This is a genomic window from Pseudoduganella rhizocola, assembly GCF_045984285.3.
Lineage (GTDB): Bacteria > Pseudomonadota > Gammaproteobacteria > Burkholderiales > Burkholderiaceae_D > Rugamonas.
Map to the genome: position 1 here is coordinate 303,318 of NZ_JBJQIK030000003.1, position 12,795 is coordinate 316,112.

Consider the following 12,795-nt stretch of genomic DNA (forward strand, 5'->3'; position numbering starts at 1 on the left):
GGGGAGGGCGCATGAGCAAGCGAAAACTGCTGGTGGTGGAGGATGACCCCGGACTGCAGCGCCAGTTGCGCTGGTGCCTGGACAGCTACGAGGTGCTGCTGGCCGGCGACCGGGATGGCGCGCTGGCGCAGATGCGGCGCCACCAGCCCGCAGTGATGACGATGGACCTTGGCCTGCCGCCCGACGCCGGCGGTGCGCGCGAAGGGCTGGCCCTGTTGCGCGACGCGCTGGCGCTGGCGCCGGACACCAAGATCATCGTCCTGTCCGGGAACGAAGACCGCGCCAACGTGCTGAAAGCGGTGTCGCTGGGAGCCTACGACTTCCAGCAAAAGCCGCTGGACCCGGAACTGCTGCAGCTGCTGATCGAGCGCGCCTTCTTCCTGCACCAGGTGCAGGAAGAGAACCGCCGCATGCTGCAGACGGCGGCCGATTCGCCGCTGGCAGGCATTGTGACGCGCGATCCCGGCATGCTCAGGATGTGCCGCAGCATCGAGAAGGTCGCGCCGTCGTCGGCCACGGTGATGCTGCTGGGCGCGTCGGGCACCGGCAAAGAGGTGATTGCGCGCGGGCTGCACCAGCTGAGCGCCCGCCATGACAAGCGCTTCGTGGCCATCAACTGCGCCGCCATTCCCGAGCAGCTGCTGGAAAGTGAGCTGTTCGGCTACGAGAAGGGCGCTTTCACCGGAGCTGCCCAGCAAACGCTGGGCAAGATCGAACTGGCGCACGGGGGCACCTTCTTCCTGGACGAAATCGGCGATATGGCGCTGCCGCTGCAGGCCAAGCTGCTGCGCTTCATCCAGGAACGGGTGATCGAACGCGTGGGCGGCCGCAAGGAGATTGCAGTCGATGTGCGCATCGTCTGCGCCACCCATCGCAACCTGAAATCGCTGGTCGACGCCGGCGCCTTCCGCGAAGACCTGTTCTACCGGCTCAGCGAGATCGTCCTGATGATCCCCGCGCTGCGCGAGCGGGTCGGCGACAGCGTGCTGCTCGCCCAGCACTTCCGCAACCGCTACGCCCATCAGGAAAGGCGGCAGGCCATGCCGTTCGCGCCGGACGCACTGGCTGCCATCGAGTCCTACGGCTGGCCGGGCAATGTGCGCGAGATGGAGAACTGCATCAAGCGCGCCGTCATCATGTGCGATGGGCCTTCACTGACCGCTGCCGACCTGGGCCTGCCGGAAGCCGTCCAGGCCGAGGAACGGCTCGACCTGCGCGCCGCCCGCGATGCCGCGGAATACGAGGTGATGGTGAAAGCGCTGGCACGAACCGGCGGCAATATCGCGCGGGCGGCAGAACTGCTTGGCGTAAGCCGGCCCACGCTGTACGACATGATGAGCCATCACGGCATCAAGTAGTCACTCCTGCCATTTTCCCGCTGCCTGCAGTTTGCTGCGCAGGCCGGGCAGGGGGAATCCCATCGCATACGCTTCCTGCGCCGCCTCGCGCGCCCTGTCGTAATCCTTGCGGCGCAGGTAGAGCAGGCCGAGGTTGTAATGGTTGGCCGCATTATCCGGCGCCAGCCGCGCCGCTTCCTGCAGCTGTTCCAGCGCCGCCGCCTCCTTCTGGTTCGCCAGCAGCCAGGCGCCGAAGACTGCGCGTACCCGGGCATCCTCCGGCCGGAAGCGGATGGCGCGGTCGAAGTAGCAGTCGACGGAATAGCCGGCGCCCCGCGGTTTCGGCGTTTTCTCGCGCAGGGCCAGTTTCGCCATGGAGGCCAGCGCACGCGGATGGTTGGCAAAGTGTTCCAGCGTATAGCCGATGTCGCCGCCGAGATAACCGGATTCGCCCTGCAGCAGCTTTTCCACGCGCGCAGTGAAGTGGAAGCGTTCGACCGTATCGAGGCGCTGGCGCGCGTCCGGGTCGTTGTAGTCGCCGCCGCTTTGCGGTGGAACGAATGGCGGGCAGGCCATGGCCGTGGCATGGACCAGCAGGATCAGGCAGCAGATGATTGTACGCATGGGGTCTCCCTTAGGAGGCTCAGGCCGAACTCCAGTTCGACCGGCCTGGAAAGCGATACGTGGACGTAGGGGGCGAGGGTGCCGGCCATGAACTGCAGGCGGCCGATGCAGAGAAACGCCGCAGTGCCGATGCTGCGCGCGCCGAGCCGTGTGTGGGCGCGCAGGGAAGCTGCGTTGAATGGCGAGATGCGGCTGCAGGTCCAGCGCACGCCTGCTGCATCGAGTTCGCGGTGCGCTTCTTCCCACAGGCGGCCGAAGGTCGGGCCGCAGCGCAGCGCCGGCTGGACGAAGACGTCGAAGTCCCATGCCAGTTCCGGCCCGGCCATGCGGTAGCGCGCACGCACCTCGTCCTCGTCGTAGGCGCCCAGCTGGTACCAGAGGAAGCCCGCCAGCTGCCCGTCGCGCGACGCGGCGACGCACCGGGCGCCGCTGGCGAAGCGCTGCGCCAGGATTGCGTCCGGCCGCGGGCGGCCGGCGCCGAGTTCGGACACACGGCTGGCGGCGGCAAACGAGGTGGCCGCAATACGGCGCGGCCGCGGCGGGCGCGGATTCACAGGCTGGGCCACGAAGCGATAGCAGAACAGGCGCGCGCCGCAAAGGCGGGCAGCGCGCGCCAGGCCATACAGCATGGCGCATCCGGGGCCGAGTTCCCGGAAAGTGTCGGAGAGCCGGTTCATCCGGCCATTAAACCCCCGCATAGCGGCTGCGGATTTGCGCATGCTCAAGTGAGAGCTTGCGTGCCACCAGCAGGCGTGTTACCACGGCGGCCACCATCAGGTAATAGGGCACATCGAAGTAGAGGAGGCTGAGGAAGGCGCCGCCGACCGCAAAGCCCACCAGGCTGGCCTGGATGGCCACGGCCAGGGTGGATGCCCAGTGCAGGGCGCTCACGCCACGGCTATGGCGCAGTATCCACGCCGTGGAGCGCCAGGTCAGCCAGCCGAGCAGCAGGTACAGGGCGAGGCCGACGAAGCCGTGTTCGGCCATGGCCTGGAAGTAGATGCTGTGCGCCGCATGCACGCCGGAGGGATCGGGCGCGTACATGGCGAAGGTCATCGGTTCATACAGGCTGAAACCGCCGCCGAGAATGCGGTCGCGCGCCAGGTTATAGGCCATGATCCAGGCATTGATGCGTCCCTGGGCGGAACTGTCGGCCTGGTAGTCCGCAATGCTGTCCATCCGCTCGCTCCAGGCATCGGGCATGAAAAGCAGCAGCAGCGGCACCGCAAGCACCAGCAGCGCAATGCCGGCCAGCTTGTGCCGGCTGCGCAGCCACACATACATCAGCATCGCCGTAATGGCCACCAGCCCGCCGCGCGAGTAGCTGCCGAGCGCGGCCAGCGCGGTCAGGCCCATGGACAGCGCCAGGCCGCGCTTGACCCAGATGCCCGCCGCGTTCTGGTACAGGTAGATCATCAGCGGAATGGTCATGATCAGGGCCAGCGCGATCTCGTTGTTGTCGCCGATGAAGGAACCCGGCGGCCCCCAGACGCGCTGCGTGCCGCCGCTGCGGATGGTGAACAGGCCCCCCTTGACGCCGTAGAAGCCAAGCGAAATGACCAGCACCCAGATCAGCCGGTGCACGTCCTCGCGGGTACGGATCGCCATCGCCACCACGAAGGTCATCAGCATGATCTTCATCACCTTCGAATACTGCGCCGAAGCCGCATTCGGATACATGGCGAAGGCGGTGGTGAGGTTCATCCACAGCACAAAGACCAGCAAAGTCATCGTCACCGGCACCACGGGCCACATGCGCGGGCCGCGCGCGAGCAGCAGGCTGAGAAGGGTAGCGCCGGCCACAAGCTGCGCGAAGGGGAAGCTTTGGGCAAAGCCCCAGCCCTGCGTATGCGGATTCATCACGCTGACCAGCACCCACATCAGCGCGCCGTTCGCGGGCGCGCGCAGGATCCAGGGCAGGCTGCCGAAGATGAAAACGGTAACAAGGATATCGCGCATGGCAAGGCTTGAGCTGTCGCAAGGCTGGCCGGACGGCGGCCAGTACACTGGTTCAGGCTAGCCATCTTATGTCGAAGGAGGACGTGCTTTGTTGACCGTGCTCATGGCCACCTTCAATGGCGCAGCCACTTTGCCCAAAGTGCTGGCCGCCTACTGCCGTTTGCAGGCTCCGCCGGGCGGCTGGCGGCTGCTGGTCATCGATAATGGCAGCACCGACAATACCTTGCCGCTGCTGATGCGTTTCACCTCGCGGCTGCCCCTGCAGGTGCTGCATGAACCACGGCGCGGCAAGAACATGGCCCTCAACTGCGGCCTCGATTCGCTGGCGCCGGGCGGCCCGCAGGATCTCCTCGTGTTCACCGACGACGACGCAGCCCCCCAGCCGGACTGGCTGCTGCGCTTCTTCGATGCAGGCTGGCGCCAGCCCCTGTTCGACATCTTCGGCGGCGCCATCGAAGCCGATTGGGCGATGGAAGCGCCGCACTGGCTGCAGCAGCAGGTGCCGCTCGGCCTGACCTTCGGCATCACGGAGGCGGGCCGGCCGGAAGGGCCGGTATGCGCGGGACTGGTATGGGGCGCCAACATGGCGATCCGTGCGCATCTCTTTGCCGGCGGGCTGCGCTTCAACGATGCGCTGGGGCCGAATGCGGGTTCCTATGCGATGGGCGGCGAGGTGGAGCTGACGCGCCGCCTCGCGGACGCGGGGCACCGGGCCTGGTTCTGCGCCGGGGCACGCGTGGCGCACCATATCCGCGCCCGGCAGATGAGCGAGGCCTGGGTGCTGGAACGCGCCAGGCGTTTCGGGCGCGGCGAGTTCCACCAGCAGCCGCAGGGCGTATTCCCGGAACTGCTGCGGGTGCCGCGCTGGATGTTCGCAAGGGCCCTGCAGGAACTGGCTGGCCTGCTGCGCGCGGCCGCCACCGGCGGCGCCAGCCAGACCTTCATGCACCGCTGGGAACTGGCCCGGCTGCGCGGCTACCTGGAAGAGGCCTGGAGCGCGCCGCCGCGCAGGCCGGTATTCATCACGTCCTACTCCGGAGAGCTGGGCGGCATGGAGATGCGCATGGCGCAGGAGGGACGCTACCTGCGCGCGGCGGGCCTGGAGAGCGTGCTCGCCGTGGCGCCTTTCCGTGGCGCCCGTCCCTGGCTGGATGGCTTGAGGAAAGCCGGCCAGGGCGTGCTGGAATTCGCGCCGCCGCCGGTCTTCGAGCAGTGGCGCTGGCGGCGCCTGAACCGGCTGCGCGCCGCGCTGTGGCACACGCGGCGCCTGCGCAAGGCGCACCCCGCCCTGGTGCACGTGGCCTATTGCTGGACCAGCTATGGCAGCACCGCGCTGTGGCTGGCCTCGCGCTGCGCGCTGCCTGCCGTGATCAGCGTGCACAATGCCTTTCCCAGGGAAGCGGTCAGCGCCTGGCATGAGCCCCTGCTGCGCCAGGCCTTTGCGGGCGTGCGCGGCGTGTATGCCGTGTCCCGTTCCGCGCTGGAGCATTTCCTGGCCATCTACCGCGACTACCTGCCGCCCGCGGCGCGGCAGGCCGTCATCCCGAACGGCATCGACACCCGGCGCTTCCGTCCTTCGCGCGAGGCGCGGCGGGCAACGCGCGCGGCATGGGGCGTGCCGGACAATGCGCCCCTGATCGGCTGCGTGGGCCGCCTCTCGCCGCAAAAGCGTCCGGATCAGCTGATCTACCTGCTGAAGGCTTTGCTGCCGGGCTTTCCCGGCCTGACCCTGGTGTTCGCGGGCAGCGGGCCGCTGGAACGGGCCTTGCGGCGCCGGGCGGACGCGGTCGGCGTGGCCCACCAAGTGATATTCGCCGGCTTCCAGTCCGAGGTGGAGAAAGTGCTGCCGGCACTGGACCTGCACCTGCTGCTCAGCTGCCGTGAAGGCTTCGGCATTGCCACCATCGAGGCAATGGCCTGCGGCGTTCCCTGCGTGGCAAGCGATGTGCCGGGCAATGCGGATGTGCTGGGCGGCAGCGCGGGCGGTGTGCTGGTGCCGGCGGACGACCTGCACGCCACGGCCGCCACGGTGGCCGCATTGCTGGCCGATCCGGCGCGCCGCCTCTGCATGGCCGAACGGGGCAGGGCCGAGGTCTGCGCGCGCTACGACCACAGTATCGTGCAGGCGCAGGTGCACGCCTTCTATCGCGGCCTGGTCTGAGCATGAACAGCACGCGCCGCTCGCTGCTGTTCTCCTTCGCCGAGAAATACACGTCGCTGCTGCTGGCCACCGCCGCCAGCATGCTGGTAGCGCGCATGCTGACGCCGGCCGATATCGGCATTTACGCGATCGGCGCCGTGCTGGCCGGGCTGGCGCAGGTGCTGCGCGACTTCGGCGTCGGCCAGTATGTGGTCGCCGCGCGCGAGCTCACACGCGAGCATCTGCGCGCCGCGCTGGCCGTGTCGCTCACGGCCGGGTGGTCGCTGGCTGCACTGATCGCCCTTGGCAGCGACGCGCTGGCCGGCTTCTACGGCGTGCCGGCACTGCGGCCCGTGCTGCTGCTGCTCGCGCTGAACTTCGCACTGGTGCCGTTCACCGCGCTGACGCTGGCCTGGCTGCGCCGCACGCTGAACTGGCGCGCCGTCTTCTGCATCAATACCGCGCACGCGCTGACGCAATGCCTGGTGTCCGTTGCACTGGCCATGCACGGCTACGGCAGCACCGGCCTCGCCATGGCGACGCTGTGCGCCGGGCTGGCGGGATTGCTTGCAAGCCTGTTTTTCCGGCCGCGCAGCCTGCCCTGGCTGCCGCGCTGGCGCGGCATGCGCGCCGTGCTGCGCTTCGGCGCCTATGCCACGGGCGGCAACATCATCGACGAGGCAGGCGTGGCGGCGCCGGAGCTCATTATCGGACGCCTGCTGGGCAGCGCCGAGGTGGCGCTGTTCGGCAAGGCGCAGAGCCTGCTCAACCTGTTCGCCCATGGCATCGGGAGCGCGGTCTCGCCGGTGCTGCTGCCCCTGTTCGCGGCGGAAGCGCGGCAGGGCGGCGACCTGCGGCTCTGCTACCTGAAGACGGTGCGCTATATGACTGCTCTGTCCTGGCCTTTTTTCTGCCTGCTGGGGATTCTGGCGCTGCCTGTGCTGCGCCTGCTGTACGGGCCGCAGTGGGATGCGGCGGCGCCGCTGATCCGGCTGATGTGCTGGTCGTCCGCGCTTTACAGCATGTTCAGCATGGCGCGCTATCTGTTCATCGCGAGCGGACAGGTGCGCGAGCAGGCGCGGCTGGATGTATGGGCGGTGCTGCTGCGCATCATTGCGCTGCTGCCGGCGGCCATGATTGGCCTGGAATGGGTGGCGTGCGCCGTCGTCTTCGGTTTTCTGGCGCGCAGCTGGCTGATCTGGCGTTGCCTGCACCGCCTGCACGGCGTGAGCGCCGGTGCCCTGTTGCAGAGTGTCGTGCAGAGCGCGCTGCTGGCGGCATTTTGCGCTGTGCCCGGACTTGCCGCGGTATTGACGCTGCAGGGCGCAGCCTGGCAGCTGATGGGCGGCGGGCTGGCGGCGCTCGCCGCCTGGATTGCCGGCATCCTGCTGCTGCGGCATCCGCTGGCGGACGAGCTGATGCGCCTGCTGTCGCGCTTGCGCCCGCGTGAGGCAAAGGAGAACCTGTGATGCGTATCGGTATTTTGTCCTACCCGATGTTATTCCAGCGTGATGGCGGCCTGCAGGTGCAGGTGCGGGAAACGATCGCGGCGCTGAATGCGCTCGCCGGTGCCGGACTGGAAGCCGGGCTGGTCGATCCCAATACCGAGCGCCTGGACCAGTACAACCTGATCCACGTGTTCTCGGCCATCAACGGCAACTACCGCATCGTGGAATCGGCAAGGGAGATGGGGGTGCCGGTGGTGCTGTCGCCGCTGGTCTCGCCGGGCTGGAACCGCGCCAGCGGATTGTGCGCCGACTTCGCGGGCCGCATTACCGGCCGCCTGACCGGCTGGCAGGTGCAAACCAGCTTCGCCCAGGCCAAGCGCGCGGTGCAGCTGGCCGACCTGCTGCTGGCCCTGGGCGATGCGGAGCGCAATGCCATCGTGTCGGCCTTCCGGGTCGAGGCCTCGCGCATCCGCGTGCTGCCGAATGGGGTTGCAGCACGCTTTTTCGAGGCCGGGCCGGAACTGTTCCGTAAGGAGACGGGGATCGCCGGCCCCTTCGTGCTGATGGTGGCGGCCCTCACGCCCTACAAGAACCAGCTGGGCCTGGCGCAGGCGATGCGCGGGCTGGAACTGCCGCTGGTGCTGATCGGGCGCTGCGGCGTTGGCGACAGCGCCTACCTGCGCGCGCTGCGCCAGTTGCCCTGGGTGCGCTGGCTGGGCGAGCTGCCGCACGAGTCGCCCTTGCTGGCCAGCGCCTACGCCGCCGCCAGCGTGGCTGCATTGCCGAGCCAGGGCGAGGTCTTCCCCTTGTCGGTGCTGGAAGCGCTGGCGGCCGGCACGCCGGCCGTGATGACGGCGGAGAGCGCGCTGCAGCTGGACGATGGCGGCATGGCGTTGCGCAGGGTGGCGTGGGACGATGCCGCTGCGCAGCGCGAAGCGCTGCGCGCTTTCGCAGCCAGTCCGCCGCCGCGCGCCGCGGTGCGCAAGCTGGTGGAACGCTATAGCTGGCAGAAGGTCGCGGCGGACATCGCCGCCTGCTACGGGGAAGTGGCGAAGCGCCCGGGCTGCCGTGCCGTGGAGGGCCGGTAGCGCAGCAGGGCCGCGCCTTTTTCGCAGTTCAGCATCTGCTGCTGCATTTCCGGGTACTCATTGGCCCAGCGGCGCAGGATCTCCTGCTCGTCCGGCCGTTTCGCATCGTCGAGGAAGACCGCCGCGTCCGGTGCCAGCCTGGCGAACAGGGCCGGACCGGCCGGGTAGCGTGCCAGGCGGCGCGTCGCCTGCGGCGGGCCGTCGATGGCGAGCATGTCGATGCGCTCGCCGGGCAGACCGGCGGTCTCATACCAGGGCCAGGTCGCGCTGCGGAACTCCTGGGCGGTGAGCGAGCTGTCCAGCACTTCGGCCCAGTCGGCCAGGCCATGCCGGGCCAGCTCGGCGCGCGTGGCCCGGGCGTAGTGGGGATCGTGCTCCAGGCTGTATACCTTGCCGCTGCCGTTCAGCTGCATGCAGCGCGCCAGCACCAGGGTGGAGGTGCCGCTGCTGCATTCGACCACGGTGCGAGGGCGTTCCGACAGCGCGTGCCGCGCCAGTTCCAGCAGGAAGTCGGGCGAGGCGGCCCAGCCGCGGGTCGCGGGCAGGCTGCGCCGCAGCCGGAGTTCGGTGTACAGCGCATGCAGGGCCTCCATCTGGCGGAACAGGGCGGCATTGTCCTGCCGGCCCTGGTCGCGCAGCTCGTGCAGCAGCAGGTGCACCAGCCGGGTCTTGTGCAGGGTGTAGCCGGTCAGCAGGCAGGCGAGCACGGCCAGCGAAAAGGTGGCAAGGGGCAGCATGGCGGGCCTTATTCGAAGTAGCTGTAGTAGCCGGCGCCCGCCGTGCCGGTCGCCGATTTGTTGCAGATGAGGTTGACGTGCCGGCAGGGCTCCAGCTGGCGCAGCGCCTCGCGCACCGAACCGTGCGTGGTGCGGCCCGCTTCCACCACCAGCACCACCTGGCCCATCTGGGCGGCCAGCACGCTGGCCTCGGTGGTGATCAGCAGCGGCGGGGAATCGAAGATGACGATGCGGTCGGGATAACGGTCGGCAATATCGTCCAGCAGGCGGCTCATGCTGCGGCTGGCCAGCAGCTCCGTGGCATGGCGGTTGCTGCGCCCGGCGGGCAGCAGGCACAGCGCCGGGATATTGGTTTTCAGGATCACGTCCGACAGGTCGAGGTCGTCATCCAGCAGCACATCCATCAGCCCGGCGCGCGCGGGCAGGCCCAGCACGTTCAGCACCGAGGGCCGGGCCACGTCCGCATCCACCAGCAGCACCGTGGTGTCGCGTTCCATCGCCATGCTCATCGCGAGGTTGATCGCGCAGTAGGTCTTGCCTTCACCGGGCAGGGAGCTGGTGACGACGATCAGATTGCCGTGCCGGATGGCAGGACCGTCCTGGCCGCGCGCGGCACGCAGCAGGGGCCGCTTGATGAGGCGGAAGTCCTCGGCCACGCCGGTGCGTCCGCCCATGTGCGTGACCATGCCCAGCTGCTGCAACTGGGCCAGGTTGATTTCGCCAAACTGCGGATCGGGCCCGAGCAGCACCGGTTCACTGTGCGGGGGAAGGTCGTCAAAGGGCATCATCATTTCACCGCATCATGGTAAAAGCCATCACGCCGCCGTAGGACATCAGCAGCCCCGCCACCCCGGCACTGAAGCCGATGCGGCCCCGCAGGCGCCGCACCTTCTGCGGCGCGGTCCAGTTCATCGACACCCCGCCCAGCACGCGCAGGCCGGTGGCGTCGCGCAGCTCGGCCGGATTGCGGTAGGTCGGGCGCACCTGGCTGATCAGCAGCGCCGTGGCGGCGCCGGCCGCCAGCGCCACTGCAAGCACCAGGCTGAACAGCAGGGGACGGTTGGGGCCGACCGGCCGCAGCGGCACCGTGGGCGGATCGATGATCTTGAAGCTCATCATTTCCGTGGTCGAGCTCAGGTCGCCGGACAGCTTGGCCGCCTCGCGCTTGCTGATCAGCTTTTCGTAGTTTTCCTTGTTGATCTCGTAGTCGCGGTTCAGCTGCGACAGCTGCGATTCCACCTCCGGCACGGCCTGGCTCTGGGCCAGCAGGTGCTGGTGCCGCATGCCCAGTTCGCTGACCCGCGCCCGGGCCGATGCCACCCGCGCCTCAGCCTCGGCCAGCGCCACTTTCAGCTGCTGCAGCATCGGGCTGTAGTTCTTGCCGGGGTCGCTGCTCGCCGTGCGCTGGCTGGCCTCCTGTTTTTTCCGTTCTTCCAGGATGGCGATCAGGCGCCGGGTGGACACGATATCGGGATGCTGCTCGGTATATTGCAGCAGCAGCGCGTCCAGGTTCTTGTTCAGTACCGAAATGCGTCCGTCCAGTTCCGGATTATCCGGCAGGGCCGGCGCCAGTTCGGCGCCCAGAATCGGCTCGTCGCCGCTGATCTGGGACTGGATGGCGGCGCGCGCCTGCTCCAGTTCACGCAGTTCGAGGCGGGCATTGTTCAGCGCATCATTCGACATCAGCACCTGTGCGCCATAATCGATGCCCTGGCGCGGCAGCAGGAAACTGTTCTTCAGCTTGAACTCCTTCACCGAGTTCTCGGCCGCCAGCAGCTTGTCCTCGTAGATCTTGATCTGTTCGTCGATGAACTGCACGGCCTTTTCTGAATCGCCCCGCTTGCCCTTGAAACTGCCTTCCACGAAGATGGTCAGCAGCGACTGCACCACATCGCGCACCATGGCCGGGTCGCTGTGGTTATAGCTGATGGTGTAGATGTCGTAGTTGGCGGTGCCGCCGATGCGGATTTTCGACATCAGCGTTTCCAGCGCCTGCTCGTGTTCGCGCGGCGTCGTGGCGGCCACATCCATGTCCACCATGCGCATCACGCGTTCGATATTGGGGCGGCTGAGCAGGGTGCGGCTCATGATGGCCACCTGCTGTTCCAGGTTCGGCACGGTGGTCATGCCCGCCAGCAGCGGCTTCAGAATGCTCTGCGTGTCGACGAAGACGCGGGCCGTGGTCTGGTAGTCGTCCGGCAGCAGCATCACCTTGGTCCAGCCCAGCGTTGCGACCAGCCACATCACCACCACCGCATACCAGCGGTATTGCCAGATTCCCTGCAGGCTGGAGAGTACCTGCTTGACGATGTCTTCCATATCCAGCCTCCCTGGTAAGGAACGGCGACCCTTAGGCGATTATATGGATCGGTCCGTTTGGTTCCATCGCTACCCGCCCGGCGTTTGTGCCACATCAAAAAAACGGCGTACCGCCACGCAGGGGACGGCACGCCGCAAGTGACGACAGCGGAAACCTTCAGCTCTTACGGCGGCGGCTCAGCAGGGACATGCTCAGCAGGCCGGCGGCAACGATGGCCAGGGTGCCCGGTTCCGGCACCTCCTGTTGCAGGGCATTGGCCAGCGTGTTGTGCTGGATCGTGATCTGGTAGGTGGTGCCGGCGGCCAGCAGCGGGGTGATCTCCGAGAAGGCGAAGGTGGTCAGCGCGGCGTTGTAGGTCGAGGTGCCCGGCAGGCCGTCGGTGCGGCTGACGATGCTCTGGCCGTTCAGTTCATTCGGTGCAAAGCTGAAGACCGACAGGCCGGTACTCAGGTCCAGGATATTGATGCTCCAGGACATGCGGGCATTCGCATTCGAGGTGGCGCCGGCGTCGGCCGACACGAAGGCCTGGGCGAACGGGGTCGCATCGAAGGCGATCGTCATGGTGTCGGACACGCCCAGCGCGAACTGGAAGGTGGTCGAGGTGCCGACGTCGGAGTTACCCGAGGCCACCGAGTTCATCGCCGTCGAGGCATCGGCGCGCGTGGTGGCATGGGCGCCTGCCGGGCCGCCGTTGATCGAAATGGACGAGCCCGTCAGATTCTGGTCCGCGTAACCCAGGTTGCCCGGCACAGGTGGCGGGCTGGCGAACGGCGTGAAGTTGTTTTCGGCCAGCGGAGGGCAGGGCGCGCCTACGCACTGGTGCGCCACATCCGGGGTGCTGCCGCTCAGGATGCCGAGCGAGGCGGCGCCGTTGGCGAACACACCGTTCAGCGAGGCCGTGGCATGCGCATCGTTGGTGCCGGTCAGCGTCGAGAAATCGGCATTGCTGAAGGCGGTGCCGTTCGAATGCAGCAGGCGGAAGTTGTTGATGTCCAGAATCGCGGAGGCGAAGGTCGAGGCCTGGGCGCTGCCGATGGCTGCCAGCCCCAGGGCCGCTGCAGCCGCCGTGACCAGCAGGCTCTTTTTAATCAGGTTCATGGCTCACTCCTTAATGGGGTTTCGGTCACCGACTGGCGCCGATG

The 12,795-nt window shown here is 67.7% G+C and carries 11 protein-coding genes; 4 read left to right on the forward strand and 7 right to left on the reverse strand.

Features of this window, described 5'->3' with window-relative positions; genetic code table 11:
- The first annotated feature begins 11 nt into the window (after nucleotides 1–11).
- Nucleotides 12–1,358: a PEP-CTERM-box response regulator transcription factor gene (gene prsR / locus ACJRPG_RS08625; RefSeq protein ID WP_407999650.1), complete on the forward strand. Its 1,347-nt coding sequence runs from the start codon at nucleotides 12–14 to the stop codon at nucleotides 1,356–1,358.
- On the opposite strand, the gene ACJRPG_RS08630 is transcribed toward prsR, so the two are convergent.
- From ACJRPG_RS08630 to ACJRPG_RS08640, 3 genes are read right to left on the reverse strand one after another with little or no spacing between them, the layout of a single operon-like run.
- Nucleotides 1,359–1,961, reverse strand: a complete 603-nt coding sequence (locus tag ACJRPG_RS08630) for a tetratricopeptide repeat protein (protein ID WP_407999651.1) — start codon at nucleotides 1,959–1,961, stop codon at nucleotides 1,359–1,361.
- Nucleotides 1,937–2,590: a GNAT family N-acetyltransferase gene (locus ACJRPG_RS08635; RefSeq protein ID WP_407999652.1), complete on the reverse strand. Its 654-nt coding sequence runs from the start codon at nucleotides 2,588–2,590 to the stop codon at nucleotides 1,937–1,939. Before ACJRPG_RS08635 ends, ACJRPG_RS08630 begins: the two co-directional genes overlap by 25 nt.
- A 55-nt stretch (nucleotides 2,591–2,645) precedes the next feature.
- Nucleotides 2,646–3,920, reverse strand: coding sequence for a putative O-glycosylation ligase, exosortase A system-associated (locus ACJRPG_RS08640; RefSeq protein ID WP_407999653.1), 1,275 nt, complete (start codon nucleotides 3,918–3,920; stop codon nucleotides 2,646–2,648).
- 97 nt (nucleotides 3,921–4,017) lie between these two features.
- Between ACJRPG_RS08640 and ACJRPG_RS08645 the strand changes: the two genes are divergently transcribed.
- From ACJRPG_RS08645 to ACJRPG_RS08655, 3 genes are read left to right on the forward strand one after another with little or no spacing between them, the layout of a single operon-like run.
- A complete protein-coding gene (locus ACJRPG_RS08645; protein WP_407999993.1) occupies nucleotides 4,018–6,081 on the forward strand; it encodes a glycosyltransferase in 2,064 nt (687 codons plus the stop codon).
- Nucleotides 6,082–6,083: 2 nt separating this feature from the next.
- Nucleotides 6,084–7,529 carry an oligosaccharide flippase family protein gene (locus ACJRPG_RS08650; RefSeq protein ID WP_407999654.1) on the forward strand — a complete coding sequence of 482 codons (1,446 nt, stop codon included), beginning with the start codon at nucleotides 6,084–6,086 and terminating at the stop codon, nucleotides 7,527–7,529.
- A complete protein-coding gene (locus ACJRPG_RS08655; protein ID WP_407999655.1) occupies nucleotides 7,529–8,596 on the forward strand; it encodes a glycosyltransferase family 4 protein in 1,068 nt (355 codons plus the stop codon). The genes ACJRPG_RS08650 and ACJRPG_RS08655 overlap by 1 nt, the downstream gene beginning before the upstream one ends.
- Here the strand turns inward: ACJRPG_RS08655 and ACJRPG_RS08660 are convergent.
- The 4 genes from ACJRPG_RS08660 to ACJRPG_RS08675 form a co-directional block, all read right to left on the reverse strand.
- Nucleotides 8,545–9,333 (reverse strand): class I SAM-dependent methyltransferase, encoded by a 789-nt coding sequence (locus ACJRPG_RS08660; protein WP_407999656.1) that lies wholly within the window; start codon nucleotides 9,331–9,333, stop codon nucleotides 8,545–8,547. The genes ACJRPG_RS08655 and ACJRPG_RS08660 overlap by 52 nt on opposite strands.
- A gap of 8 nt (nucleotides 9,334–9,341) precedes the next feature.
- Nucleotides 9,342–10,124: an XrtA-associated tyrosine autokinase gene (locus ACJRPG_RS08665; RefSeq protein WP_407999657.1), complete on the reverse strand. Its 783-nt coding sequence runs from the start codon at nucleotides 10,122–10,124 to the stop codon at nucleotides 9,342–9,344.
- A gap of 1 nt (nucleotide 10,125) precedes the next feature.
- A complete protein-coding gene (locus ACJRPG_RS08670) occupies nucleotides 10,126–11,652 on the reverse strand; it encodes an XrtA system polysaccharide chain length determinant (protein ID WP_407999658.1) in 1,527 nt (508 codons plus the stop codon).
- Between the two features lie 157 nt (nucleotides 11,653–11,809).
- Nucleotides 11,810–12,751: an EDSAP-1 family PEP-CTERM protein gene (locus ACJRPG_RS08675; protein WP_407999659.1), complete on the reverse strand. Its 942-nt coding sequence runs from the start codon at nucleotides 12,749–12,751 to the stop codon at nucleotides 11,810–11,812.
- Between the last annotated feature and the right edge of the window lie 44 nt (nucleotides 12,752–12,795).